This is a genomic window from Bradyrhizobium sp. S69, assembly GCF_009766005.1.
Taxonomy (GTDB): Bacteria; Pseudomonadota; Alphaproteobacteria; order Rhizobiales; family Xanthobacteraceae; genus Bradyrhizobium.
Genome location: NZ_LMUK01000042.1, coordinates 307,501 through 333,697, shown reverse-complemented (window position 1 = coordinate 333,697; position 26,197 = coordinate 307,501). Strand labels below are relative to the sequence as shown.

At 63.4% G+C, this 26,197-nt stretch carries 19 protein-coding genes; 4 read left to right on the top strand and 15 right to left on the bottom strand.

Annotated elements, in window-relative coordinates; all coding sequences use genetic code 11:
* The first annotated feature begins 2 nt into the window (after nucleotides 1-2).
* The 4 genes from fdhF to GSQ88_RS21675 all read left to right on the top strand — a co-directional run bounded on the left by fdhF (nucleotide 3) and on the right by GSQ88_RS21675 (nucleotide 6,460).
* The gene (gene fdhF / locus GSQ88_RS21690; protein ID WP_159009789.1) at nucleotides 3-2,879 is read left to right on the top strand and encodes a formate dehydrogenase subunit alpha; all 2,877 of its coding nucleotides are present in this window, start codon (nucleotides 3-5) and stop codon (nucleotides 2,877-2,879) included.
* 3 nt (nucleotides 2,880-2,882) lie between these two features.
* Nucleotides 2,883-3,734 carry a formate dehydrogenase accessory sulfurtransferase FdhD gene (fdhD, locus tag GSQ88_RS21685; protein WP_159009788.1) on the top strand — a complete coding sequence of 284 codons (852 nt, stop codon included), beginning with the start codon at nucleotides 2,883-2,885 and terminating at the stop codon, nucleotides 3,732-3,734.
* Nucleotides 3,718-3,936, top strand: a complete 219-nt coding sequence (locus tag GSQ88_RS21680; RefSeq protein ID WP_159009787.1) for a formate dehydrogenase subunit delta — start codon at nucleotides 3,718-3,720, stop codon at nucleotides 3,934-3,936. The genes fdhD and GSQ88_RS21680 overlap by 17 nt, the downstream gene beginning before the upstream one ends.
* A gap of 214 nt (nucleotides 3,937-4,150) precedes the next feature.
* Complete coding sequence (locus tag GSQ88_RS21675) at nucleotides 4,151-6,460, top strand: FdhF/YdeP family oxidoreductase (RefSeq protein ID WP_159009786.1); 2,310 nt, start codon at nucleotides 4,151-4,153, stop codon at nucleotides 6,458-6,460.
* On the opposite strand, the gene GSQ88_RS21670 is transcribed toward GSQ88_RS21675, so the two are convergent.
* The 15 genes from GSQ88_RS21670 to GSQ88_RS21600 all read right to left on the bottom strand — a co-directional run bounded on the left by GSQ88_RS21670 (nucleotide 6,457) and on the right by GSQ88_RS21600 (nucleotide 26,086).
* Complete coding sequence (locus tag GSQ88_RS21670; protein WP_159009785.1) at nucleotides 6,457-9,423, bottom strand: bifunctional [glutamine synthetase] adenylyltransferase/[glutamine synthetase]-adenylyl-L-tyrosine phosphorylase; 2,967 nt, start codon at nucleotides 9,421-9,423, stop codon at nucleotides 6,457-6,459. The genes GSQ88_RS21675 and GSQ88_RS21670 overlap by 4 nt on opposite strands.
* The gene (locus GSQ88_RS21665; protein WP_159009784.1) at nucleotides 9,420-10,886 is read right to left on the bottom strand and encodes a sensor histidine kinase; all 1,467 of its coding nucleotides are present in this window, start codon (nucleotides 10,884-10,886) and stop codon (nucleotides 9,420-9,422) included. Before GSQ88_RS21665 ends, GSQ88_RS21670 begins: the two co-directional genes overlap by 4 nt.
* Nucleotides 10,887-11,116: 230 nt before the next feature.
* Nucleotides 11,117-12,322 (bottom strand): adenylate/guanylate cyclase domain-containing protein, encoded by a 1,206-nt coding sequence (locus tag GSQ88_RS21660; RefSeq protein ID WP_159009783.1) that lies wholly within the window; start codon nucleotides 12,320-12,322, stop codon nucleotides 11,117-11,119.
* 93 nt (nucleotides 12,323-12,415) lie between these two features.
* The gene (locus GSQ88_RS21655; protein ID WP_159009782.1) at nucleotides 12,416-13,510 is read right to left on the bottom strand and encodes an OmpA family protein; all 1,095 of its coding nucleotides are present in this window, start codon (nucleotides 13,508-13,510) and stop codon (nucleotides 12,416-12,418) included.
* A gap of 60 nt (nucleotides 13,511-13,570) precedes the next feature.
* On the bottom strand, nucleotides 13,571-14,584 hold the full coding sequence (locus GSQ88_RS21650) for a hypothetical protein (protein WP_159009781.1): 1,014 nt from the start codon (nucleotides 14,582-14,584) through the stop codon (nucleotides 13,571-13,573).
* A 3-nt stretch (nucleotides 14,585-14,587) separates the two neighbouring features.
* Nucleotides 14,588-15,424 (bottom strand): hypothetical protein, encoded by an 837-nt coding sequence (locus GSQ88_RS21645; RefSeq protein ID WP_159009780.1) that lies wholly within the window; start codon nucleotides 15,422-15,424, stop codon nucleotides 14,588-14,590.
* Nucleotides 15,417-16,871 (bottom strand): hypothetical protein, encoded by a 1,455-nt coding sequence (locus GSQ88_RS21640; RefSeq protein WP_159009779.1) that lies wholly within the window; start codon nucleotides 16,869-16,871, stop codon nucleotides 15,417-15,419. Before GSQ88_RS21640 ends, GSQ88_RS21645 begins: the two co-directional genes overlap by 8 nt.
* Before the next feature lie 417 nt (nucleotides 16,872-17,288).
* On the bottom strand, nucleotides 17,289-17,969 hold the full coding sequence (locus GSQ88_RS21635) for a response regulator transcription factor (protein WP_159009945.1): 681 nt from the start codon (nucleotides 17,967-17,969) through the stop codon (nucleotides 17,289-17,291).
* A 323-nt stretch (nucleotides 17,970-18,292) separates the two neighbouring features.
* The gene (locus GSQ88_RS21630) at nucleotides 18,293-19,891 is read right to left on the bottom strand and encodes a Do family serine endopeptidase (RefSeq protein WP_159009778.1); all 1,599 of its coding nucleotides are present in this window, start codon (nucleotides 19,889-19,891) and stop codon (nucleotides 18,293-18,295) included.
* Between the two features lie 186 nt (nucleotides 19,892-20,077).
* A complete protein-coding gene (locus GSQ88_RS21625) occupies nucleotides 20,078-20,539 on the bottom strand; it encodes a cytochrome c-type biogenesis protein (RefSeq protein ID WP_159009944.1) in 462 nt (153 codons plus the stop codon).
* Between the two features lie 55 nt (nucleotides 20,540-20,594).
* On the bottom strand, nucleotides 20,595-22,577 hold the full coding sequence (locus GSQ88_RS21620) for a heme lyase CcmF/NrfE family subunit (RefSeq protein WP_159009777.1): 1,983 nt from the start codon (nucleotides 22,575-22,577) through the stop codon (nucleotides 20,595-20,597).
* On the bottom strand, nucleotides 22,574-23,068 hold the full coding sequence (ccmE, locus tag GSQ88_RS21615; protein ID WP_159009776.1) for a cytochrome c maturation protein CcmE: 495 nt from the start codon (nucleotides 23,066-23,068) through the stop codon (nucleotides 22,574-22,576). Before ccmE ends, GSQ88_RS21620 begins: the two co-directional genes overlap by 4 nt.
* Nucleotides 23,069-23,095: 27 nt before the next feature.
* Nucleotides 23,096-24,199: a c-type cytochrome biogenesis protein CcmI gene (gene ccmI / locus GSQ88_RS21610; protein WP_159009775.1), complete on the bottom strand. Its 1,104-nt coding sequence runs from the start codon at nucleotides 24,197-24,199 to the stop codon at nucleotides 23,096-23,098.
* 158 nt (nucleotides 24,200-24,357) lie between these two features.
* Entirely contained in the window at nucleotides 24,358-24,627 is a 270-nt protein-coding gene (locus tag GSQ88_RS21605) for a hypothetical protein (RefSeq protein ID WP_159009774.1), read from the bottom strand.
* A gap of 70 nt (nucleotides 24,628-24,697) precedes the next feature.
* Nucleotides 24,698-26,086, bottom strand: a complete 1,389-nt coding sequence (locus tag GSQ88_RS21600; protein ID WP_159009773.1) for a hypothetical protein — start codon at nucleotides 26,084-26,086, stop codon at nucleotides 24,698-24,700.
* Nucleotides 26,087-26,197: the final 111 nt, after the last annotated feature.

Sequence of the window (26,197 nt, the reverse complement as noted above, 5' to 3'; positions counted from 1 at the left end):
TCATGTCGCTGATTCAGGAAACCGATTTCGGCACGCCGCGCTCCAAATCCGAAACCATGGTCACGCTGACCATCGATGGTCAGAGCGTCACGGTGCCCGAGGGCACCTCGATCATGCGCGCGGCGATGGAAGCCGGCACGCAGATCCCGAAACTCTGCGCCACCGACATGGTCGATGCGTTCGGCTCCTGCCGGCTATGCCTGGTCGAAATCGAAGGCCGCGCCGGCACGCCGGCCTCCTGCACTACGCCTGCGATGAACGGCCTCGTGGTTCACACCCAGAACGATCGGCTCAAGAAGCTGCGCAAGGGCGTGATGGAGCTCTATATCTCCGATCACCCGCTGGACTGCCTGACCTGTGCGGCGAACGGCGACTGCGAATTGCAGGACATGGCGGGCGCGGTCGGCTTGCGCGACGTCCGCTACGGCTATGAAGGCGAAAATCATGTGTTCGCCAAATCAAGCGGCACGCCCAACGCGGCCTGGATGCCGAAGGACGAGTCCAACCCTTATTTCACCTACGATCCCTCGAAATGCATCGTCTGCTCGCGCTGCGTCCGGGCCTGCGAGGAAGTGCAAGGCACCTTCGCGCTGACGATCTCCGGACGCGGTTTCGACAGCCGGGTGTCGCCCGGCATGAGCGAGAGTTTTCTCGGCTCCGAATGCGTGTCCTGCGGCGCCTGTGTTCAGGCTTGCCCGACCGCGACGCTGACCGAAAAATCCGTGATCGAGATCGGCCAGCCCGAACATTCGGCGGTGACGACCTGCGCCTATTGCGGCGTCGGCTGCACCTTCAAGGCGGAAATGCGCGGCGAGGAAGTGGTGCGCATGGTGCCGTACAAGGACGGCAAGGCCAATCGCGGCCATTCCTGCGTCAAGGGACGCTTCGCCTGGGGTTACACCAACCACAAGGAACGCATCCTCAATCCGATGATCCGCAACAAGATCACCGATCCCTGGCGTGAAGTGTCGTGGGATGAGGCGTTCGACTATGCGGCTTCCGAGTTCAAGCGGATCCAGGCCAAATATGGCCGCGACTCCGTCGGCGGCATCACCTCGTCGCGTTGCACCAACGAGGAAACCTATCTGGTGCAGAAGCTGATCCGCGCCGGCTTCGGCAACAACAACGTCGATACCTGCGCCCGGGTCTGCCATTCGCCGACCGGCTACGGCCTGTCGGCCACGTTCGGCACCTCGGCCGGTACTCAGGATTTCGACTCGGTGGAAGAAACCGATGTCGTCATGATCATCGGCGCCAACCCGGCCTCGGCGCATCCGGTGTTCGCCTCGCGTCTCAAGAAGCGGCTGCGCCAGGGTGCCAAGCTGATCGTGGTCGATCCGCGGCGCACCGAGATGGTGGAATCGCCTCACGTCAAGGCACTGCATTTGCCGCTGATGCCGGGCACCAATGTCGCGGTGCTGACCGCGCTGGCTCATGTCATCGTGACCGAAGGCCTCGTCGACGAAGCCTTTGTGCGCGAACGCTGCGACTGGAGCGAGTTCGAGGAATGGGCGACCTTCGTCGCCGATCCCAAGAACAGCCCGGAAGCAACCGCGATCATGACCGGCGTCGACCCAAAGGCCTTGCGCGAAGCCGCGCGGCAGTTCGCCACCGGTGGCAACGGCGCGATCTATTATGGGCTCGGCGTCACCGAGCACAGCCAGGGCACCACCACCGTGATCGCGATCGCCAACCTCGCAATGGCGACCGGCAATATCGGCCGTCCCGGCGTCGGCGTGAATCCGCTGCGCGGGCAGAACAACGTGCAGGGCTCCTGCGACATGGGCTCGTTCCCGCATGAGCTGCCGGGCTATCGCCACATCGCCGGCGATGCGGTGCGCGAACAGTTCGAGGCGATGTGGAACGTCAAGCTCAACCCCGAGCCCGGCCTGCGCATTCCCAATATGTTCGATGCCGCGATCGAAGGCACCTTCATGGGCATCTACGTGCAGGGCGAGGATATCCTGCAGTCCGACCCGAACACCAAGCATGTGGTGGCGGCGCTGTCGTCGATGGAATGCGTCGTGGTCCACGATCTCTTCCTGAACGAGACCGCGAACTACGCCCACGTTTTCCTGCCCGGTTCGACCTTCCTCGAAAAGGACGGCACCTTCACCAACGCGGAACGCCGTATCCAGCGCGTGCGCAAGGTGGTGTCTCCGCGCAACGGCCTGGCCGATTGGGAAGTCACCATTCGCCTCGCCAAGGCGATGGGCCTCGACATGCCCTATAATCATCCTTCCGAGATCATGGACGAGATCGCGGCGCTGACGCCGACCTTCGCCGGTGTTTCCTTTGCCAAGCTCGACGAGCTCGGCTCGGTGCAATGGCCCTGCAACGAAAAGGCGCCCGAGGGCACACCGGTGATGCATATCGGCGGCTTCGTGCGCGGCAAGGGCAAGTTCATCATCACCGAATACATTCCAACCGACGAGCGGACCGGTCCGCGCTATCCGCTGCTGCTGACCACCGGGCGCATCCTCAGCCAGTACAATGTCGGCGCGCAGACCCGCCGCACCGAGAACGTCGTCTGGCATAGCGAGGATATGCTGGAAATCCACCCGCACGATGCCGAGCAGCGCGGCGTGCGCGATGGCGATTGGGTACGGCTCAAGAGCCGCGCCGGCGAAACCACGTTGCGCGCGGAGATCACCGACCGGGTCGCGCCGGGCGTGGTCTACACCACCTTCCACCACCCCGACACCCAGGCCAACGTGATCACGACCGATTACTCCGACTGGGCGACCAATTGTCCGGAATACAAGGTCACGGCGGTGCAGATATCGCCGTCGAACGGCCCGTCCGAATGGCAAAAAGCCTATGACGAGCAGGCCCGCCATTCGCGCCGCATCGCGCCCGTCGTCGAAGCCGCGGAGTAGTCGTTGCGCGATCCGGTTCGCACAGTCGATCGCAAGGTCTGGCGCGATGGCAGCCTTAATCAGGGCAGCTTTGGCGAAGGCACGCGCATCATTCCGGAAGAGACCGCGCTGGCGCTGACCTATAATGGCGGCACCTATGCGGTGATGATGGCGACGCCACGCGACCTCGAGGATTTCGCGATCGGCTTTGGCCTCAGCGAAGGCATCATCCAGTCGCCCGCCGATATCGACTCGCTCGATATCGTCGATCTCGACGACGGCGTCGAATTGCGGATGTGGCTGGCGCAGTCCAAGGCCGACCGGCTGAGCGAACGGCGGCGGCATATCGCGGGCCCCACCGGCTGCGGCCTCTGCGGCATCGATTCGATCGCGGAAGCCATTCGCCCCGCCGCCACCGTCGCGCCAGGCCGATCCTTCTCGCCGCGCGACATCATGGCGGCGATGCAGAGCATCCCGCCGCTGCAAACCATCAATATCGAGACGCGCGCGGTCCACGCCGCGGCGTTCTGGACGCCGGCGCGCGGCGTCGTCGCCCTGCGCGAGGACGTCGGCCGCCACAATGCGCTGGACAAGCTCGCCGGCGCGCTGGCGCATCAAAAGTTCCCGGCCAGCGAGGGCATGGTGCTGCTGACCAGCCGGGTGTCGGTCGAAATGGTGCAGAAGACGGCCGCGATGGGCGCTCCATTGATGGTCGCGGTGTCGGCGCCGACCGCGCTGGCGGTGCGGATGGCGGAGGCCGCCGGCATTACGCTTGCCGCCATCGCGCGTGCCGACGGATTCGAGATTTTTACCCACCCTGAACGAATTAACTTCGGCGTTGCCGCCGACGGAGCGATCCATGACGTCGTCGCATGACCGGTTGATCTATATGGCCAATCAAATCGGCTGGTTCTTCCGAAGCCAGGGCCACGCGCACGCGGTCTCGGGCATCGCCGACCATATCCATAAATTCTGGGACCCTCGGATGCGCAAGGCGATCTTCGCCCATCTCGATGCCGGTGGCGCGGGCCTCGATCCGAACGTGCGCGAGGCCCTGGAGTCGCTGAAGACCGCCTGAGGCGCCTCGCGCGAGGCCCCGCGCGGCCAATCTCCCGTTAGCCAATTCTGGCTGAGCATCGTCTCATACCTGTGGTCGGTCGACAGCGCCGCCGCAAGCGCGATAGGCTTGCCCTGGTTTCAAGGTGGAACCCACAGGGCAGGCCGCAACTTGTCGCTTGGCCGATCGGCCTGCGCCGGCGCTATGTGGATCCCTCGATGCGGACGGTGACCCGATGACCAGGAAGCAAATCAAAGGCGTTGAGGATTATCAGGGCGCGGCCGCCGGCTGGGGCGCGCTCAAAGCCGTGGCAGATGCGGTCCGCGGCCAGATGGCCGTCGGCAAGGAGACTCATGGCCTTCTGACCATGAACCAGCCTCAAGGGTTCGATTGCCCAGGTTGCGCGTGGCCGGACCCAAAACACACCTCTTCATTCGAATTCTGCGAGAACGGCGCCAAGGCGGTATCATGGGAGGCAACGGCAAAACGAACCACGCCCGAGTTCTTTGCCGCGCATACCGTCGGCGAGCTCTGGAACTGGCCCGATTTCGATCTCGAAAACGAGGGTCGGTTGACCCACCCCATGGTGTACGACCGCGCCACCGATCGGTATCTGCCGATTTCATGGCAGGACGCGATGAGCCAGATCGGCGCCGCGCTGCGCGCCTTGCCCGATCCGAACATGGCGGAATTCTACACCTCGGGCCGGGCCTCGAACGAGGCCGCCTTCATGTATCAGCTGTTCGTGCGGGAATACGGCACCAATAATTTTCCCGATTGCTCCAACATGTGCCACGAGGCCACCAGCGTCGGCCTGCCGGAATCGATCGGGGTCGGCAAGGGAACGGTGACGCTGGAAGATTTCGACCACAGCGACTGCATCTTCTGCATCGGCCACAATCCCGGCACCAATCATCCGCGCATGCTGACGACGCTGCGCGAGGCCTCCAAACGCGGCGTGCCGATCGTCGCGATCAATCCGCTGCGGGAACGCGGGCTGGAGCGCTTTACGTCGCCGCAGAGCCCGATTGAAATGCTGACGCTGGAGTCGACGCGGATCGCATCGTCCTATTATCTGGTCAAGGTCGGCGGCGATATCGCGGTGCTCAAGGGGATGATGAAAACCCTGCTGGCGCTCGATGCCAAAAGCCTCGCCGAAGGCGGCCCCGGCGTGCTCGACCGCGAATTCATCGCAGCTCACACCAGCGGCATCGACGCCTTGCTGGCGGATCTCGAGGCCACCTCGTGGGAGACGATCGTCGATGCCGCGGGCCTGTCGCGGTCCGATATCGAGGCCATCGGCAACGTCTACGCCAAAGCCAATCGCGTCATCATCAATTACGGCATGGGCATCACCCAGCACCGTCATGGCACCGGCAATGTGCAACAAATCGCCAACCTGCTGATGCTCCGCGGCAATATCGGACGCGAGGGCGCCGGCATCTCGCCGCTGCGCGGCCATTCCAACGTCCAGGGTGATCGCACCGTCGGGATTACCGAGATTCCGAACCAGGCCTTGCTCGACGGCATCGTCCGAATCTTCGGCTTCGAGCCACCGCGCGCGAAAGGCCACGATGCGGTCGAAGCCATCAAGGCCATCCGTGACGGGCACTCGAAGGCGCTGGTCTGCCTCGGCGGCAACCTCGCGGTCGCGATGTCCGATCCCAAGGCCACCTTCGAGGCGATGCGCAGCCTCGATCTCGCGGTCCATATCGCAACCAAACTCAACCGCTCGCACCTGCTGCTGGCCAAACAATCCTTCATCCTGCCGTGCCTGGGGCGCACCGAAATCGACATGCAGGCCACAGGGGCGCAATCGGTCACGGTCGAGGATTCGATGTCGATGGTGCACGCGTCGCGCGGCGGGCTGAAGCCCGCCTCCGAACATTTGAAATCGGAGCCTGCGATCATCGCCGAAATGGCGATGGCGACATTGCCGAACACAAAAGTGCGCTGGGCCGAGTTGATTGCGGACTACAGCAGGATTCGCGACGGCATCGAAGGTGTATTTCCCGCCTTCAAGGATTTCAACGCGAGCATCCAGCATCCCGGCGGCTTCCGGCTTCGTAACGCCGCATCGGAGCGCGAATGGCTGACACCGAACAAGAAAGCCAATTTCCTAGTCTATCCCGGCCTCGAAGAAGATCCGAGCAATGCGGACGCGCTGACGCTGACCACGATCCGCAGCCACGATCAGTACAACACGACGATGTATGGGCTGAACGACCGCTACCGGGGAATCACCGGACGTCGCGACGTGATCTTCGTCAACGAGCAGGATCTATCAAAGCGCGGCTTGAGCCATGGCGACGTCGTCGACGTCAGCGTCGATGATCCCTCCGATTCTGGCCTCAGCGAGCGCATCATGCGCGGGCTGACCGCGGTCGCCTACAAGATCGCCGAAGGATCGGTCGCGGCCTATTACCCCGAGGCCAATGTGCTAATCGCGCTCGATCATTATGACGCCAAATCGGGCACGCCGTCGTACAAATCGGTTCCGGTGCAGATCAAGGCGGCTGCCGATGCACCGAAGCCGCAGCATTAACTGCCGTTACCGACCAGCGCGGAAAACACCCGCCGCACTTCGCCCTGGGTCTCGCGTACCCGCGCTTCCAGCGACGAAAAGTCCGGGGCGTCGCCGGCGCGCGCCATCACCCGCAGAAGGTCGTCTCCGGCGACGTCCGACTTGAATTTACCGGTGACGCAGAGCCGCAGGATTTGCGTCAAATCATGATAGAGGCGGCCGGCGGAACGCAGGATTTCCACCGAGGCCTGCGGCAACACACCGAGCCGCGCGGAATTATCCAGCACCTGCAGCGTGCTGACGTCGAGAATTTCCGGGGTGCGGGCGGCGTGAACGAGCTGGAGATATTGCGCGATGAAATCGATGTCGACGAGACCGCCCGCGGCATATTTCAGGTCCCAGATATCGCCCTCGCCCTTCTCCAGCGCCACGGCGCGGCGCATGTCCGCGACGTCGGTGGCCACTATTGCCGCATCGCGCGGCCGGGTCAGCACCTCGCGAATGACCAGCTCGATCTCGCGGCGGAACGCCGGTGACGATGAAATGACCCGGGCCCGGGTCAACGCCATATGCTCCCAGGTCCAGGCTTCTTTCTCCTGATATTGCGCGAACGAATCCAGCCGCGATGCCACCGGACCGGCCCGGCCCGAGGGCCGCAACCGCATATCGACGTCGTAAAGCCCGCCGTAATTGGTCCGCGTCGTGAACGCGCTGATCAGCCGCTGGGTGAAGCGGGCGAAATAATGCGCACCACTCAGCGATCGCGCGCCATCGGAATCCGGCGTGTCATGATCAAAATCATACAGCAGGATCAGATCGAGATCGGAGGTTGCGGTCATCTCGCGGCTGCCCAGCCGGCCCATCGCCAGAACCGCGGTTTGCTGCTCTTTGATGCGGCCGTGCTGCGTGGCGAACGAATCCGTCACCAGGCCGTGCACGGTATTGACGATGCCTTCGGCGACATCGGCAAACGCAATGCCGGCCTGCGAGGCCGACACCGTACCGGAGAGGATGCGGGTGCCGATCAGGAAAAGGCTTTCCTGGCCGAACAGGCGCAATCGATCGAGGAATTCCTCGTAGGAATTGGCGTCCGCCAAGGTCGCCGCGAGGCGCGTCGACAATTCGCGCTGGTCCGGCATCGCGCCAAAAAAACGCGGATCGATCAACCCGTCCATCAGCTGCGGCTGCCGCGCCAGCATGTCGCCGAGGCGAGGTGCCGCGCCGAGAATCAGCGCCACCAGCGCGACCAGATCGCGGTTCTGGCTGAGCAGGGAAATCAACCTTCCGCCACGCTGTAGCGCCGCGAGGAAACGGTCGAACGCCGTCACCGCATCGTCGGGCTCTTCGGCATCCGCCAATCCTGCGATCAGCGCCGGAACGAATTCGACAAAAGCGCTGCGAGTCGCTTCCGCGCGGAACACGCGATAATCGCCGACCATCCATTGCTGGATCGTCTTGGCCGCCGCAGCCGGCTTCTTGAAGCCAAGCGAGGTCAGATGCGCGATCAGACGGGAATCGTCCGGGCCCGCGTTGTAATCGGCGGCAGGCAGTTGCGCGGTGCCGGTCGGATCGCCCTCGAACAGCTTGCCGTAATGCTTCTGCACGGTATTGAGATGGCCGAGCAGATCGTCTGCGAAGGCGGCACGGCCTTCATAGCCGAAAAACCGGGCGAAGCTCTCCATCGCTTCCGCGCTATCGGGCAGGGTGTGGGTCTGCTCGTCGGCCACCATCTGCAGCCGGTGTTCGACCCGCCGCAAGAACAGATAGGCCGCGGTCATTTCGTCGCGCGCCTCGAACGTGATCCAGTTGCTCGACGCCAGCACCTCGAGCGCCTCCAGCGTCGGCCGCGCCCGCAATTGCGGATGGCGGCCGCCGGCGATCAATTGCTGGGTCTGCGCGAAAAACTCGATTTCACGGATGCCGCCGCGGCCGATCTTGACGTTGTGCCCCTCGACCGCGATGCCGCTCTGGCCGCGATAGGTCTGCATTTGCCGCTTCATGTCGTGCACATCGGCCAATGCCGCGAAATCCAGATGCTTGCGCCAGACGAACGGCGCGATATCCGCGAGCAGCGCCTCGCCGGCTTTGGCATCGCCTGCGCAAGGCCGCGCCTTGATCATGGCGGCGCGCTCCCAGGTGCGCCCTTCCCGCTCGTAATAATGCAGCGCCGCCTCGGTCGAGATCGCGACCTGCGTCGAAGCCGGATCCGGCCGCAGCCGCAGATCGACCCGGAACACATATCCATCGCCATTGCGCTGTTGCAACAGCCGCGACAGGCCCTGCGTGACCCGCACGAAAAACGGCTGCGGTTCGATGTCCGGCGCCAGGGTCGGCGCATCCATATTGAAAAATACGATCAGATCGATGTCGCTGGAGTAGTTCAGTTCGCCGGCGCCCATCTTGCCCATCGCCAGCACGATCAGGCCGCTGTTTTCCTCCGGATATTCGAGGCTCGGCGGCGATATCTTGGCGCGCGCCGCCTCCTGCCGCAGCAGATACCGCAGCGCCGATTGCACGGAACGGACCGCAAGCTCGGTCAGCGCCGACGTCACCCGCATCACCGGCCAGACGCCGCCGATATCGCATAGCGCGATCAGCAATGCGGCTTCCGATTTCATGCGGCGGAGCCGTTGCATCACCTCGGCCTCGGCGGCGGCAGCCTGCACGTCGCGGCTGGTGTCTTCGATGAGCTGTGCCAGATGGCGGTCCGGATCGCAGTCGAACAGCCGGATCGCACGCGCGGCATCGGCGCGCATCAGGTCGAACAAATAAGGCGATGCTTCCGCGATGCCGAGAAGAAGTTCACGGGCCCGGGGAAATTGCGTGGTGCGCTGGCTGATCGCAGCCGCCTGCCCCTGATCGAGATCGGCGAGCCAGCCTGCCAGACGTCGTTCTGCTTCAAGAGGGGCGGACAAACGCGGCCCGTCGACTAGTCGCGCGGCCAGACAGCGTTGGTCCGCGGTGTCGGATGCGGAGGGACTCATGCCACCTTCTGTGGCACATCCTGTGTTTGGGCCGCAACCCGGTCGCTGACGCCGCTGCGCGCGGGGATAGCGAGCGTGGCGCGCAATCCGGGATTGGCATCGCCGAGCCTCAGATCGCCGCCGTGCAGCGTCGCCACCGCCGACGCCAGGCTGAGGCCAAGCCCGGAGCCCGGCAGGGTACGGCTCGCCTCGAGCCGCACAAACCGCGCCACCGCATGACCGCGATCGGCTTCCGGAATACCCGCCCCATGATCGGTGACGCTGAGCAGCACGGAATCGCGGTCGCGCCGTGCTTCGATCAGGATCTCCCGGGAACCGGCGGTTGCATCCGCGCCGAGCGGCATCGCGGCCGGAACCGGCTTGCCGTATTTGATCGCATTCTCGACCAGGTTGGCCAGCGCCTGGCTGATCAATTCGCGATTGCCGTGCAGCGGCGCCGGCGAGCTCTTGACGTGCAGCATCATGTCGTCGTCTTCGGCCAGCGGCTCATAGAGCTCATGGATGCCATTGGCGACATCAGCGGCATCGAAGTCGGTCATATTGTCGCGCGCCTGCCCTGACTCGGCGCGCGCGATCATCAACAGCGCGTTGAAGGTCCGGATCAAGCCGTCCGATTCCTCGATGGTCCGCTCCAGCGCCGAGCGATATTCCGCCTCGTTGCTCGACTTCGCCAACGCCTCCTCGGCGCGGTTGCGCAGCCGCGTCAGCGGTGTCTTCAGATCGTGGGCGATGTTGTCGGAGACTTCCTTCAGCCCGACCATCAAAGCTTCGATCCGTTCCAGCATGGCGTTGAGGTTTTCCGCCAGCCGATCGAGCTCATCGCCGCTGCGCCCGACCGGCAACCGCCCGCTGAGATCGCCCGCCATGATGCGCTGCGTGGTGCCGGTCATGGCGTCGATACGCCGCAACACCCGGCGCGCCACGAAGATGCCGCCGCCGAGGCCGAGCACGATGACGATCAACACCGACCATTGCGCCGCCTTGGCGACAATGCCGAACAGCCGCCGGCGTTCGTCCAGATCGCGGCCGATCAATAGCCTGAAGCCGCTGGTCAGCTCGGTGACGCGCACCAGCGCGCGGTGATCGGTATTGTCCTGGTCGTCAAGCCGGCGATAGGCGGTCTCCGACCAGCCGGAGGACCCCATGACGCCCGGCGCCAGCGAGCCGACATTGCCGGCGATGGCCTGCCCGTTCGTCGTGGTCACGAGGTAAAGGTTGGCGCCGGGGCGCAACGCCCGGTTCTCGATGGTGAAGACGAGGCCGCGCAATCCGCGGCGCGCGAAGATGTCGCTGATCTCGCCGGTTTCCGCGTTGACCGTGCCGGTGATCTGTTCGGTGATCAGGCGGCGCGTGTTCCAGGCAAAATAGCCCAGCAGCGACGCCGCAAACAGCGCAAACAAAAACAGATAGACCAGCGTCAGGCGGAACGCCGTGGTGCGTATGAGCTTGCCGAATGCCGTCACAATTATCTACCCATTCTGAGCGCCGCGCCCGCTGGCGCCGGCCATCCTCTCTTCGAATTTCCCTGCAATTCCAATTCTTTAGCGGCATCTTCGCTGATCTAATATCGCCAAAACCGACGAATGCCGCAGGCCGCCACCGTAAACGGCAGGCTCAAGGAAGACGTTAAAGCGCCGTTCCGTTCCAACCAAATTAAATCCCGGCAAGATGGCGCGGATGCGGGCGGCAGCCTTCAGCCGTGAAACGCAAACAGCTCGATCGGGTCGTTGAAGCCGCGCACCGGATATTCGCCGACGCGCTCCAGATCGAACTCGTCCTTGACGAAATCGGCGAAGGCGCGGGACAGCAGCACCGGCTTGCCGAGCTGTTTGGTCAGGGTCTCGAGCCGCGAAGCCATGTTGACCGCGGGACCGATGACGGTGAAGTCGAGCCGGGTGCGCGACCCGATATTGCCGTACATGACGTCGCCGACATGGACGCCGATGCCGTAGTTCAGCGGCGCGCGACTGCTTTCTTCGCCATTCTTTTGGTTCAGGGCAGCCATGGCCTGACGGGCTTCGGATACGGCATGCAACAGGTTTGCGCACGCCTGCGGCTCGCTGAGCGGAAAAATCGCCAGCAGACCGTCGCCGATGAATTTCAGGATCTCCCCGCCATGTCGCTCGATCGGCTCCGACATCGCGTCGAAATAGCCGTTTAAGAGATCAATCACGTCATCGCGCGGCCAGTTGTCGGAGATCCGGGTGAAATCGCGCAGATCGCAGATCAGGATCGCGGCGCGTACCGTCGTTCCGGTCCCGCGCCTGGTGGCGCCGGCCAGAATGAGTTCGCTGGCATGCGATCCGACATAGGTTTCGAGCAGCGTTCGCGCCAGCCGGTTCTTGACGCGGATTTCGCTGACCAGCGCCAGCACCGGCAGCAGTTTCAAGAGCGCGGCGATATGCGCGTCCTCGAAACCACCGGGCCGGTCGGTTGCAAAGGTCACGAAATGCCGCTTGCCGAGCGTATGGTAGAACGGCCACGCCACGTAATCGGTCAGGCCTTTGTTCCGCATCTCGTCAAAGACCGCGTGCTTGCGGCCGAGCGCGGGATCGCGTTCGAGATTCTCGCGCACTTCCGTCGCGCCGTCATGGATTTCGTTGGCCGGACTACCGATGTATTCGGAGCGCTCCCTGACATCGTAGTCGAGCCTCGCAATCTCGGCCTCGTGCATCCCGTCGGCCCAGACGAAGCGGGCGCCCAGCCATTGCGGATGGTGGATCATGATATGAAGCGTCGCCCGCTTGACGGGAATGTTGGCCTGCTGGATCCGGACACACAGCTCGGCGAAAATATTGTCCAGGAAGCGCTCGTCGCGGGTGTCGTTGGTCAGCCAGCGTACGAGTTCGTCGCTGTCAGAATGCGCACTGACGGGACCGATCTTTGGAGGCGCGTTCATTTCTTGCTCCTGAGCAGGGACCTGGCCCAACAATACAGCATATGTCGTGTCGGCGCTCGACGCCGTCAATGGAGACCAGAGCCCCGTTCCGGTTCAATAGGTATGGAAAAGGCTCGGGGGCGGCAGCACCGCCGGCGCGGGATTGATGCTTGCCGTCGGGTCGCTTGGGACCGATTTGCGCAGGCGAATTTCAATCCGGCGCCGTTGCTGAATATCGCCCGGCGATCCCGATATCGACAGCGTCTCATCGATGTTCACGAGTTGGGCTGCCGACATCGGGATCAGCTTATATCCGGCCAGCAGCGGGCTCTGGCGCAATACGCTCACGACCGCGACGGCACGCGCGAGCCCAAGTCCCGCGTTATCGACAGGGATAAGGCTGCCGACGCTGGCCGTGCTGTTGAGAACCGACGGCAGGTCCCGGTCGAGATTGGAATACTGCCGCAGCCCGATCGGCCGTTCGTCGGTGTGGCCGACCACCTCGACCACGTCGACGTCGTACTTCTTGATGTAGGTGAGAATCTCGGCCGGTGTCTTGCTGACAAGCGTATCGTGAAAGGCCGCGGACAATTCGGCGCTTCCGGATTTGAAGAAATAGCCGTCGGCCTCGCTCATCCTGATGATCGGAGGCCATTGGTTGGCGCCCGATCCCGGCCCCGCCGACCCTCGCGCCAGGGTATCGAGGATGGCCTGCGTCGATGGCTCCGGTTGCCCCGGCTTGGTCATCGCGCGGTTGATCGCGGCGACGATCTGCGCATTGCGAATGGCCGTGTCGACGTCGATGCCGTTGGAACGCAGCGTTGCAACGGTTGCCATGCCTTCACGGAGTTGGTTGAGCGACACGCCGCTCTTCTCGATATCGGTCACCGCGGCCCGGCTATCCACCAGCTCGCGCCAGTACTGGTCGATCGCCTGGGGGTCGCTGAGGCCGGACTGGCTCAAGAGCTTCTCGGCCAGATCCGCATTCTTGCGAAGCTCGGCGACGACGCCGCGATTGCGTTCATTCTGCTGCTTTTGCTGCTGCAGCTCCTGTTCGGCGGCAACGCGCTTGGTCTCTTCCCGTTTCAAAAATGTCGCCATCGCGATCAGCAGGCAAAACACCAGCAAGATCATGATTTCGGCCATCGTGAGCCCGAGAACCAGACCTTGCCGGTACGAAGAGCGCTGCTGCAATATCTGCCCGTTCATGACCACACTCGCTATCCAAAACTCAGCATGCTTCAATCCACTTGACGCATGCTCTAGGAATTATCTGTCGCGACCCTTCACACTAAAGGTCCCCGCGGCGGGGCGCGCCGTCTCGACCGTGCGGATTTCCCGCAATAGCTGGTTGACGGCGACCACGACGCTGTGGGTTTGCCTGAGATTGATGTCGATGTTTTCCGACTGCGCTTCCGCGCTCGTGTTGAGCTTGTCGACCACTTGCGTCAGGTTTTCAATCAAGGGCGCCAATTTGTCTTCGGCGGCTGTTGCCGGGGTTCGCAGCGATCCGAGTTCGGCCAGCAGCGAGTCGATCGCCTTGACGACGCTGGCCGTGCTCTTGGCGAGCTGTTCGCCCTCCTGGACCAAGTGCCTGGATACTTCGAGGATCTGCACGGTCCTTTCGTTCATGCCGTCGAGCGTTTCGGAGGACCGCTTCGATGCATCCTCGAACGGCTGGCCCTGGGTCAGGACGAACTTCTCGATCTCGCCGGCCAGCTTCTCCCGCGCGCGGCCGATGCTCTCGCGCACTTCATCCACCGCGTCGCTGGCCGATTGCTGGGTCATGCGGCGAAAATAACCGAATTCGAGGATGGTGCTCTCGAGTTCGCGCTTCACCCGCCGCGAGGCTTCGGCCAGCTCCATCCGTGCCGAGGCTTCGACCTCGATCGGATCGCGCCGCATCTGGTTGAAGAAGATGCGCATGCTGATGCCCGCGATCGTAGACGCAATGGCGATACCGAAGTTCTGGACGATCTGCTCGGCGGAACCGGCCGCGGAAAACTGATAGAGCGAAACCGCGAGGCTGGTGAGGGTAAACAGGAAACCCATGTAATAGAGGTTATCGCCGGACTGGTCGTCGCGCAGCCGGAACGGTCGCGCCGCAAGCAGGACGGCATATCCGATCATGACCAGAACCGGCACCGCCGTCACCGCCACGGCGCCGAAGTCGTTCAGCTTGGAGAAAATAATGTAGCCAACGCCTGTGACCACCACGGCAAAGAACAGCAGGCCATTGACCAGGCCGGGCGGCAGATTGGGCATCTCTCTGTTGATAGCCACGTCTTAAGCCCCCTGGAGCCGCTTGGCTCCGCCAAATAGGCCCCGGTTGTCCTCGATCCAGGCTTTCCAGAACTCCATGTGTTTCGTGCCGTCCACCACAGGCTGGCCATTCGACTGACGCGTTACGTAGCGGATGATGACGGTCGCGCCATGCAGGTCGGTGCGAAACTTCAGATAGGCCGGAGATTGCTTGTAGCGCTGGAACGTCAGATCCCCGGCCTTAGGATATTGGCTATAGTCCCGGGTGTATTCGATCATGTCGGAAATCACGTAAAGCGTTTTCCTGACGTCCTGGCTCGCCGCGCTGGAAAACTCGCCGATGGCGATATCCTGGATCGCGGCCATGATCGGCGAGCTATTGGCCTTGGCGGCGGCGATGCTGTTTTTCACGGCATCGGCGGCAGGTTTTCGAAAATCCCCGATCCACCGCAAGCGGGCGATGCGCGGATTGTCGGTCCACTGGCTCAAGCCCGCGCCGTCGCCGGGATTGCATTTCGAGAACAGCGAGCGGCTACGCCCGGCCGCGATATCGAGAACCCGGATGTCGAGCCTGTAGAACGGCGGCAGCGTCGTGATCATGTCATCGAGCTGCCCCAGCACCTCGCGCTGTGTCGTCGCGGGAAGATCGTCCGACGTATCGACCAGAACCACCGTAATACCCTGCGGGCCGCTGACCGGACAGAGGCTCTCGGCGTCGAGGATCGGTCGCGCCGGCGTCGAAAAATAGAAGTAGGCCAGCGTTGCGCCGGATACGATCGCCAGCAACAGCAGCAAGCCGCCGGCAACCCCCGACCAACCGAGGCCCGGCCCGCTCCGCTGCCTCGGACGCCGTCTAGCCACTCTTCTTCTCCGGCAGCAGCTCGTCGATCTCGCGATAAGTAAGCACGGCGTTGTCGAAGGCGTCGTGGATGGCCTTGATCTGCTGGCTCAGCAGTTGCTGGGTATCGGCAATCATTTGTCGGAGGGTCTCGCGCGCGGTCGAATCGGGCTCCGCTCCGGTATAGCTGATGCGCTCCATGGTGTAGGCTTTGGCAAAATAGTCCGGCGCCGGAACCGAGCGGGCTCTTCGGTTGGCTTCGCGATAGATTTCGAGCAAGGCACGGCAGGCCTGCTCGATCTGGTTTTGATGCTGGCTGAAACGCTGGGCGAGACGTCCGCGGCCCTGCAAAAGCGAGTCAAACTCACTCCGCCGGACCGAGAGGTCGCGCGCGGCCTCGTTCATGGTTTCAGTCGCATCTTCACGAATATCCCGCAGCCGTTCGATCAGTTCACTTCTCGCATTGGCAAACTGCCTGCTGGCGTCGATCCAGCGCCGCTCGAGGCCGGCATAGCCGATATAGGGGTCGAAAAACAGCAAACCATCTGCCATCGCGATCAACGAGAAAATAAGGCCGATCGAGAAGAAAACCCATGAATTGACGTCGGTGAGCGCGTAAGGCGCGGTCAACAGCCGGTGCAGGACCTCCTGGCCGACGTCGCCACTGACGCTGACGCTGGGCGGAATCTCGCGAAGATGTGACAGCGTCAGGTTAAGCGTCACCGCGAATACGAAATAGGCCAGGAACGACAGCAGGCCGATCAGCTTGAGGAAGTAGTTGCGGCGGTTTACCAGCCTGATCAGCACCATCCCCCAGAAAAAACTGGCGATGATATTCAGCGCGGCGAACGTCACGGCCTGGGCGGCGCCGCCGAGCAGGCCGCCGACATTGGCCTTTGCGAGAAAGCTGCCGTTGATGACCACCTCGATGATGAACAGGATCGCCAGCACGCCGATCTTCAGCACGACCTTGCCCGGGCTCGCCAGCCGTGCCGGCCGCTCGATCCGGTGACGTGCGCGAAACCGCTCGCGCTCGATCTCGTTTTCATTGAGGCGGCGACGCAGCACGAACAGCTCGTCGCGCCCCATTGTGGCCTCGGCGCGAAAGTCGCCCACCGCTTCGGGAGCGGCTTGCTGAATGGTCGCAAAACGCTCCTCGAAACTCAGCGCGGTGATGCGTTCGTCGTAGGTGTGGAGCTGATCGAGATAGATGGAATGCCCATCCTGCTTGTGGGCCTCTATCCGTTCGACGACCTGATGCTCCACGTCATCGAAGGTTTGCGCATCGGCCGTCGGCCGGTTCTCCGAGCCGCGCTCCGTTCCGCGCGCCACGAGCTGCAATTCCTCGGCGACCCGATCGACGTTCAAATCGAGGAAAATCGTGGTCGCCGGGCGATAGGAATGGGTGGGCTGGTTCAGCAACGCCCGGATACGCGCGATGGCAGATGGGCGGGTTCCGGGGACGCTCATGGTGATCTCGGCCTGCGGTTAGAACCCGGCATGGCGGCAGCCCACCGCCTCGACTTCGCGATCACGCCGAAGCGCGCGATCTCAACTGCCTGATTCGTCGGGGTGAAGTATAGGTGGTGCACAGGCCCTATCCGAGGCGACTGACGTCGTGTTGGCAATCTAGGTCTTTGTTAAGACGCGTTTCTTCACGCGAACCGGTGCCCACGGAGCCTGTCATCGGGCGCGCATTCGCGCGACCCGTTGGCTCGAAAACGCTTTGGCGGGATTGCGGGCGGTGGCAAAGGCTGCCACGGCCCCCTTTTGCGAGGCGATCGGCATCGAGGATCTCAAAGGCGAGAAATATGGCGGGCATGCGGACGCCGGCAAGCGAAACGAAAAAAGCCCCGCTTTAACGGGGCTTTTATCTTCCGGCGGAACCTATCTGATGCCGTCACGAATCATATACCCCGCGCCGCGGATGGTATGCAGCAAGGGCCGCTCAAAGCCCTTGTCGATCTTGGAGCGCAGCCGGGAAATGTGGACATCGATGACATTGGTCTGCGGATCGAAATGATAGTCCCAGACGTTCTCCAGCAGCATGGTTCGCGTCACCACCTGGCCGGCGTGCTTCATCAGATATTCCAGCAGCCTGAATTCGCGGGGTTGCAAGGTCAGCTCATCCTTGCCGCGGGCCACCCGATGCGACAGCCGATCGAGCTCGAGATCGCCGACGCGATAGGTGGTTTCCTCGGCCGGGCCGCCATGGCGGCGTGACAATACCTCGACCCGTGCCAGAAGCTCGGCGAATGAATAGGGCTTCGGCAGATAATCGTCGCCGCCGGCGCGCAATCCCTTGATGCGGTCATCGACCTGCCCGAGCGCCGACAGGATCAGCGCCGGGGTGCGATCGCCCTTTTCGCGCAAGGTGCCGATCAAGGACAGGCCGTCGCGCTTCGGCAGCATGCGGTCGATCACCAGCACGTCGTAATCGCCGCTCTCGGCCAGGGTCAGCCCCTCCTCGCCATCGCTGGCGAGATCGGCGACGTAGCCGACTTCACGGAACGCCTTGACCAGATAGTCGGCGGACTCGCGGTCGTCTTCTATGATCAAGAGGCGCATATGGGGATCGGTTGCGGTCAAGTGGGCCAGCCTTCTGTCACCATGGCGCGGGCGGCATCATCATGCAAGGCGACCCGGCGCCTCTAACCTCATGTTTGAACATGATCCGGAAAACCGGTGCCGGCTGTTCCGGACCATGTTCAAGGTGAAAAAGCGGGCGGTGAAGCTGGGGGGACCTCACCGCCCTTTGACCTTCCGACGGAGGGGGGCGGATTCCACCGGAAGGAACGTGAGGGAGCGAGCTTTTGACCCGCCCCCCGGAAAGAGCCGTCGGCGGGGGCGACTGTGCCGGCGACGCCTTCCATCTCGAGAGAACGTCGATCTCAGCCTTTCGCCAGCGGCACCGCGACGAAGCGCGACGACCCGCCGCTCTTGACCCGCATCAAAACGCTATTCTTGTTGTCGGCGCGCGCGGCGTTGATCGCCTCGCGGACTTCACCGGCATTGGCAACGGTCTTTCCCGCGACTTCGAGAATCACGTCGCCTTCCTTGAAGCCGCGCTCCGCCGCGGCACTCTTCGGATCGACCTCGGTGACGATGACGCCTTCCTTGCCGGCGCCGGCAACGCTGTTGGCGGGCGCTACCGTCATGCCGAGCTTCGGCACGTCGGTGCCCTTGGTCGCGCTGCCCTTGTCGTCACCGTTGTTGTCGGTGTCGGCCTTGGCTTCCAGCGTATTCGGCAATTGGCCGAGCGTCAGGTTCACGACCTTGTCGGTGCCCTTGTGCAGGACGTTGAGCTTGACGGAAGCGCCGGGAGCCAGACCGCCGATGGTGCGGGCGAGCTCGCGGGCATCCTTGACCGACTCGCCATTGACCGACGTGATCACATCGCCGGATTCGATACCGGCCTTGGCTGCCGGGCCGTTGGCCTGCGGCTCCGCGACCAGCGCGCCTTCCGCCTTTTTGAGGCCGAGGCTGTCGGCGATGTCGGCCGTAACCGGCTGAATCTGGACACCGATCCAGCCGCGGCTGACCGTGCCCTTGTCCTTGAGCTGCGCGATCACGCTCTTCACGGTCGAGGCCGGGATCGAGAACGCGATGCCGACGCTGCCGCCGGAAGGCGAGTAGATCGCGGTGTTGACGCCGATCACTTCACCTTCGGTGTTGAAGGCCGGGCCACCGGAGTTGCCCTTGTTCACGGGGGCGTCGATCTGGATGAAATCGTCGTAGGGGCCGTTGCCGATGTCGCGGCCGCTGGCCGAGACGATACCAGCGGTGACGGTGCCACCGAGGCCGAACGGATTGCCGACCGCCAGCACCCAATCGCCGATCCGCGGCTTGCCCTCGGAAAGCTTGGTGAACGGGAAGTCCGAACCACCCTCGACCTTGATCAGCGCCAGATCGGTACGCGCGTCGGTGCCGATCACCTTGGCCTTGAAGACCTTGCCGTCATCGGTCGTGACTTCGACCTTGTCGGCGCCGTCGACCACGTGGTTGTTGGTGACGGCGAAACCGTCAGCGGAAATGAAGAAGCCAGAACCCTGGCCGGTCACCGCGCCGTGTCCACCGCGCGGATTGCCGCGCATGCCGGGGGGCAAGCCATCCGGTCCACCGAAGCGGCGGAAGAAGCGCTCCATCGGCGAGCCCGGCTGGAACGGCGAATCGTCGTTGTTGTTGCTGTCGTCCTTGGCAGAAACCTTCTCGGTGATGTTGACCTTCACCGAGATCACCGATGGCTTCACATGCTCGACAATGTCGGCAAAGCCGATCGGCTGTGCGACCTTGCGGACCTCATTGTTGACCTGCGCATGCGCCGGGCTCGTGAAGATATCGACCTCGCCCTGCGAGGACAGGCCGTAGGCGGCAACGCCGAGGCCGGCGACGACCGAGGCCATCAATGCAAATCTACGCGCCGAAAACAGCGAACGCCGTGGCGACTGATAGGACGGAAGCGAGGAAAGATCGGTGGGACGGTCGGTCATTTAAAAAGTCTCCGGAGCCTGAAAAGAAGGTGCCCGGGGCAAGCACCCCTGTGAAATCCAACATGGGTATTTCCGCCTTACAGTGCGCTGGCGGCGGGGTTAAACTTTTGTAATAAAGGCCAAAACCAATGCGGCAGTTTAGCGCAGGGTGAGAGGCGGCCTTGCCGTACGCTTACAAAGCGGGCTTTAAACCGGACGGTCCGGCAACGGCTCTTCCGCGATCAGCTGTTGCAGCCGCGCTTCTTCGTCCGCCGTCAATTCGACCGTGGAACCATCGCCCGCGGCCGCCGATTTCGAGCGACGCCGGCCGTTGATCCACAGCGCCACCCCTCCTCCACCCAGTGCCAGCGGCGGTAACAGCCACAACAACAAGGTGTGAGGCTCGACGCGGGGTTTCAGCAGCACGAACTCGCCATACCGCGCTACCAGGAAATCAAGCACCTGCGCATCGCTATCGCCGGCCGCGATCCGCTCGCGCACCAACAGCCGCAAGTCGCGCGCCAGCGGCGCCTCTGAATCATCGATCGACTGGTTCTGGCAGACCATGCAGCGCAGTTCACGCGACAAATCCCGCGCCCGCAATTCCTTGGCCGGGTCCGACATGATCTCGTCGGGCTGCACCGCGTGGGCGGCGGAGCATCCGAGCATCACCGACACCGCGAACAAGCAGGCCAACAACTGAGCGGGGATTTGCTTCAACGGATCATTCCGCCGGCTGCAATTGGCGCGGCGCTCGCGCCGGTTTCGGCGCGCCGACCCGCAGCCGCCGGTCCGACAGCGACAGCATGCCGCCGAACGCCATCAGCACCGGACCGAACCAGATCAACAGCACCATCGGCTTGTGGTAGATGCGCACGGCGACCTCACCATCGGCCGCGGTCTCGCCGAGCGAGATATAAAGCTGGCTGGCGCCGCGCGTCAGCAGCGCCGCTTCGGTGGTGGTCGATCCGCGCGTGGTAAAGTTGCGCTTCGACGGTGTCATCACGCTCAATCGCTCGCCACCGAGGCTGACCGTGAACTGCGCGATCATCTCGCGGAAATTCGGTCCTTGCTGCTGCCTCACGCCGTCGAGCGTCAGCGCATAGCCGGCCACATGAGCTGTGTCGTGGGGCTTCATCGAACCGATATATTCGGTGTTCCAGGTGGTCTCGCAGACAATTCCGATCAGCGCTACGCCGACACCGGCATGTGCGAATACCGTGCCCCAGGACGAACGCGGCAATCCCCGCGCGCGCCGCAACGTGGTTCCGAACGGCAGCCGGAACAAACCGGTACGCTCGGCCAAATCGCTCAACGCGCCGGCGATGACAAAGACCGCGAGCCCGATCGCGAGTGGCGCCAGCGTACTTCCGCCCAATGTCCATGCCCACAACAGCGCGATCGCGATCAGCGCAACGACACCGGCGGCAACCAGTCGCTGCGCGGCGCCGAGCAGATCGCCGCGCTTCCAGGCCAACAGCGGACCAAACGGCACCGCGATCATCAAGGGAACGAACAGCGGCGCAAAGGTCAGATTGAAAAACGGCGCGCCGACCGAGATCTTGTCGCCGGTAATCACCTCCAGCGCCAGCGGATACAGCGTGCCGATGAACACCGTGGCGCAGGCGGTGGTGAGAAACAGATTGTTGAGCACCAGCGCGCCCTCGCGCGAGATCGGCGCGAACAGTCCGCCCTGCTTCAACGCGGAAGCCCGCCATGCATAAAGCGAAAGACTGCCGCCGATGAAGATGCAGAGGATCAGCAAGATGAAGACGCCGCGCGTCGGATCGGTCGCGAACGCATGCACCGAGGTCAGGACGCCCGAGCGCACCAGGAAGGTGCCGAGCAGCGACAGCGAGAAGGTCAGGATCGACAGCAGGATGGTCCAGACCTTCAACGCATTGCGTTTCTCCATCACCACGGCCGAGTGCAGCAACGCGGTGCCGGCAAGCCATGGCATCAGCGAGGCATTTTCGACCGGATCCCAGAACCACCAGCCGCCCCAGCCCAGTTCGTAATAGGCCCAATACGAACCCATCGCGATGCCGAGCGTCAGGAAGATCCATGCCAGCAGCGTCCACGGCCGCACCCAACGCGCCCACGCCGCGTCTATCCGTCCTTCGAGCAAGGCCGCGACCGCAAACGAAAACGAGATCGAAAACCCGACATAACCGAGATAGAGCATCGGCGGATGCACCGCGAGGCCGATGTCCTGCAGCACCGGATTGAGATCGCGGCCCTCGATCGGCGGATTGGCAATCCGCAGGAACGGGTTCGAGGTGATCAGGATGAACAGATAGAATGCGCTGGCGATCCAGGCCTGCACCGCCAGCACATGGGCGCGCAGCGACAGCGGCAGATTGTTGCCGAAGGCCGCGACGAGGCCGCCGAACAAGGCCAGGATCGACACCCAGAGCAGCATCGAGCCTTCATGATTGCCCCACACGCCAGTGATCTTGTAGATCAGCGGCTTGAGCGAATGCGAATTCTCGAACACATTGACGACGGAGAAATCGGACGTGACATGCAGCGTGACCAGCGCTGCGAACGAGCCGCCGACGAACAACAATTGCGCCAGCGCCGTCGAGCGCGCGACATTCATCAAGGCCGGATCGTGCCATCGCGCCCCGAGAATCGGCACCGTCGACTGAATCAGTGCCAGTGCGAGCGCCAGTACCAGCGCGTAATGTCCGGCTTCCGCGATCATTGCGGCACTCCCTTCGGCGCGCTTTGATCGGCCTGCGCCGCCTGCGATTTGTCGCCGTAATCGTCCTTCCAGTGGCCCTGCTTCTTCAGCGCGTCCGCGACATCCTTGGGCATGTAGGTCTCGTCATGCTTGGCAAGCACGGTGTCGGCTCGAAATACGCCTGACACATCGAGCGCGCCTTCGGCGACCACGCCCTGCCCCTCGCGAAACAGATCGGGCAATATCCCCTTGAAAGAAACCGGCAGCGTGGCGCCGCCATCGCCGACCTTGAACGTGACGGCGAGATCGGCGCCGTGCACCAGCGAACCCTTCTCAACCAGGCCGCCCAGCCGGAACCGCCGGCCCGCCGGAATATGTTTCTCCGCCACCATCACTGGTGTCGAGAAAAACACGATTGAATCGCGCATCGCGTTCAGCACCAGCCCTGCCGCAACCGCGAGCACCGCGAGCGAACCGCCGATCATCGTCAACCGCCGCTGCTTGCGCGTCATGCGTACTCTCTAAGCTTCGGCATCATTCTATCCATCAAGCCCGAGATTTTTCAGGCCTTCATTGAGTTGCCGCAGCCGTTCGGCGTCATTGGCGACGGCCTGACGGGCATCCGCCTGCGCGCCTCTGGCCTTATCGCGATCGCCCATCACCATATAGGCCCGCACCAGCCGCAGCCATCCCTCGACATCATCGCCATTCTGCTTCAACCGGCTGGCCAGACGATCCACCATGGTGTGGATCATCGCACCCCGGTCGGCCTCGCTCATATCCTTGGCCGCGGCCATCGCGCCATCCGGCAGCGCCGGCGCGGCAGCACCCCCAACCCGGACCAGGGCTGCCTGAATCAGCGGACGCCACGGCGCATCCGGCGGCGCCTTTGCCAGCATCGCGTTCCAGATCGAGGCGGCGTCGGCACCGCGGCCATCCTGCTCGGCCACCACCCCTAAGAAATAGCGCGCCTTGACCTCGTCGGCGTCGAGCGCCACGGCGCGCTCGAATTCGGCCTTGGCCTCCGACGTCACCACGCCACCCGCGGCCCCGGCCATGGCTTCGCCGAGATCGGCCCGGCGGTCGGCACTGTCGCCGTTGTAAGTGATCGAATTGTGATAGGCGCGCACCGCGTCGTCGTAACGGCCGAGCCGTACCAGCACCGGTGCGAGCACGTTCCAGCCCCGACCGTCGGTCGGGTTTTTCTCCAGATGCGCCTCGACCTGCGCGACCAGATTGTCGAGCGGCTGGGTGGCGTCAGGCGCATGGATGCGCGCTGCCAGCGGGAAATCGGCCAATCGCGGCGAACCCAGCGGAAGGTAAAAAGCCACCGACAGGATCGGCAGCCCCACCAGGGCGATCAGCGCAGCCGAGCGACGCAGCCTGAGGCTCGATGCGGTCGGAGGCTCGCGCCGATGGTCGACCGCGGCCAACAGACGGCGGCTGATTTCGACGCGCGCGGCCTCGGCCTCGGGGGCGCCGATCAGTCCCGCGGCGAGATCACGGTCGATCTCGACAAGTTGATCCTTGTAGACCGTTGCCTCGCTGGCGTCGTTTCGCGGCTGGCCGCCGCGGCCCAGCGGCCAGAGCACGGCGAAAATCGCCGCTGCCGTCATCAGCGCGAACACAAACCACAGCGTCATCAAGCGGGTTCCGGTGGCGCCCAAAACATGCGCCGATGCGCCGCTTTACACCACGGGCGGCAAGCCCGGCAATTGGCAATTATTGCGCTGAATTTGCTATCGCGGAGATCCGGCGAAGCCGACAAAATCCCGATTAGCCCATGACTTAGCCGATGGACCTAGCCCACGTAGAACTCGGCGCTTTGCGCCGCGGGCTCGCCACGCCCGTTCAGAGCCTTCAAATAATAAGCCCCCGACTTGATGGAATCCGGCAGCCGGATCCTCAACAACCCGGCGGGGGCCGGCGAAGCGATCGTGGTGACGGGATCCGGCAACGGCTCGCCGCTGGCCTTGTCGACCAGCACGACCTTCGCCTTGATCATGAGGTTGCGATAGGTCGCCGAGATGACGCGGTTTTCAAGTTCGATGAAATTGATGATCGAGTTCATGGCCACGACGGTACGTGCGTCGCTTCATGTCGTCAACTACAAATAGTATTTCGAAGTTTATGCTATCTTTTTACCCGGCGCGGGAAGATTTGCGTTCGCCGGTCACCGCGTTCTCGGCCGCCCGGCTCATCAACGAGGCGTAGTCATGGCCGAACAGCAATTCGCAGAAGCGGATCGCGGCCTGGACCTGCATCTGGCGGTAGGGACGCGTCTTGAGATCGCCACTGCGCAGCGATTGCACCAGCGCCTCGGTGGATTGTTCGACGTATTGCTGCAAATCGGAATAGGTCCGCAACGTCACTTCGTTGATCGCAAGCTCGCTGGCATAGATGCGGCACACCGCGACGAAATCGATCAGTGCCGCCGCTTCATCGACCTCGGTGGAATCGACCCTGGTGGCTACCGAAATATCCTTGTCGGCGCGCTGGCGCAGGATGCGCCGGACGCGGCCGGGTACGCTGTCGATTTCGGATTGCAGCGCGTTGGAAATTTCCGCCCGGATCGACGTCAGTTGCTTGCCCCAGGTCGAATCATTGCGCAGGTCGAGTTCGGTCCGCAAGCCGCGGACGCCGTCATGCAGCGTCTTGAGCAGTTCGGAGACGTTGTCGAACTGGCCTCGCCTGATATCGGTGCGCAACACCGCGGCCAAATAAGACAGCTCGTGCAGCGCGATCGAGACGGCGACGCCGTAAGGCGTGGCGGCAACGCGGATTTCATCGTCGGACGCGGCCATCTTGATGGCGAGGCGGATGATTTGCCAGGGCGCCGACAGCCGCTGCATCACCAGCGACAACGCGAACGGCAATAATTGCGGCGTCTGCAACGTAGGGACGTTGAGCGCGGCTGAGACCGATGCGATCTGCGAATCCGCGAAAAGCCTGAACTGGGCAGGCAGCCGCCCGTTGAGCGTGTCGATCGCGTCACGCCCCTGCAGGATCGAGCCGATCGGCACCAAATCCTCGAGTACGTCGGGGCCGCCGACACGCGCCATCGCCCGTCGGTCGCCGTCGGCAATCAGCTTGGCGATCGCGTCGGCCGCCGCGCGCTGGAAGGTGCGGACCGCGGCTTCGACAGCCGCCGAGGTTTCGGTGTCGCGCGCCCGGTCGAGTGCTGCTTCAAATTCGTGGGCCTGGTCGGGCGCGCCATCGCGGATCAGCCATTGCCACATCGGCAGCAGCGAGGCGCGGCGGATCTGACCCGGCCGCCTCGGAAAATTGCCTTCGATCAGAAAAGGCTCCAGCGGGCGGAACAGCAGCCGGGCCGGATCGTCGGTGCGCGGCCGTGTCGGCTCGTCGGACCCGCGCACGATCTGGCGCAATTGTTCCAGCACGAAGTTCGCGACCACCGCGTCTTCGCCACGCTCGATGGCGCGCTCGAACTCCCGCATCAGCAGCGCCTGCGACTGCGGCGGAAGCTGCGCGAGATACTCTCTCAGCCGCTCATTCGATGTCTGGCTCATGTGCCCGGGTGCACGTTTCGTATCGGCGGACGGCCGATGTGTCCACTGATCATCATAAAAGCCGCGGCGTTAAGAAGTCGTTTAGGAACAATCGACCGAACGGCAGCTTCG

Coding starts and splice junctions, on each gene's coding strand:
- GSQ88_RS21605 (WP_159009774.1), bottom strand. CDS start 24,627: ATGAACTCGATCATCAATTTCATCGAACTTGAAAACCGCGTCATCTCG.
- GSQ88_RS21670 (WP_159009785.1), bottom strand. CDS start 9,423: ATGAGTCCCTCCGCATCCGACACCGCGGACCAACGCTGTCTGGCCGCG.
- GSQ88_RS21660 (WP_159009783.1), bottom strand. CDS start 12,322: ATGAACGCGCCTCCAAAGATCGGTCCCGTCAGTGCGCATTCTGACAGC.
- GSQ88_RS21675 (WP_159009786.1), top strand. CDS start 4,151: ATGACCAGGAAGCAAATCAAAGGCGTTGAGGATTATCAGGGCGCGGCC.
- GSQ88_RS21630 (WP_159009778.1), bottom strand. CDS start 19,891: ATGACCGACCGTCCCACCGATCTTTCCTCGCTTCCGTCCTATCAGTCG.
- GSQ88_RS21620 (WP_159009777.1), bottom strand. CDS start 22,577: ATGATCGCGGAAGCCGGACATTACGCGCTGGTACTGGCGCTCGCACTG.
- fdhF (WP_159009789.1), top strand. CDS start 3: ATGTCGCTGATTCAGGAAACCGATTTCGGCACGCCGCGCTCCAAATCC.
- GSQ88_RS21635 (WP_159009945.1), bottom strand. CDS start 17,969: ATGCGCCTCTTGATCATAGAAGACGACCGCGAGTCCGCCGACTATCTG.
- GSQ88_RS21655 (WP_159009782.1), bottom strand. CDS start 13,510: ATGAACGGGCAGATATTGCAGCAGCGCTCTTCGTACCGGCAAGGTCTG.
- GSQ88_RS21680 (WP_159009787.1), top strand. CDS start 3,718: ATGACGTCGTCGCATGACCGGTTGATCTATATGGCCAATCAAATCGGC.
- ccmI (WP_159009775.1), bottom strand. CDS start 24,199: ATGACGCTGTGGTTTGTGTTCGCGCTGATGACGGCAGCGGCGATTTTC.
- GSQ88_RS21625 (WP_159009944.1), bottom strand. CDS start 20,539: ATGCTCGGATGCTCCGCCGCCCACGCGGTGCAGCCCGACGAGATCATG.
- GSQ88_RS21600 (WP_159009773.1), bottom strand. CDS start 26,086: ATGAGCCAGACATCGAATGAGCGGCTGAGAGAGTATCTCGCGCAGCTT.
- ccmE (WP_159009776.1), bottom strand. CDS start 23,068: ATGACGCGCAAGCAGCGGCGGTTGACGATGATCGGCGGTTCGCTCGCG.
- GSQ88_RS21640 (WP_159009779.1), bottom strand. CDS start 16,871: ATGAGCGTCCCCGGAACCCGCCCATCTGCCATCGCGCGTATCCGGGCG.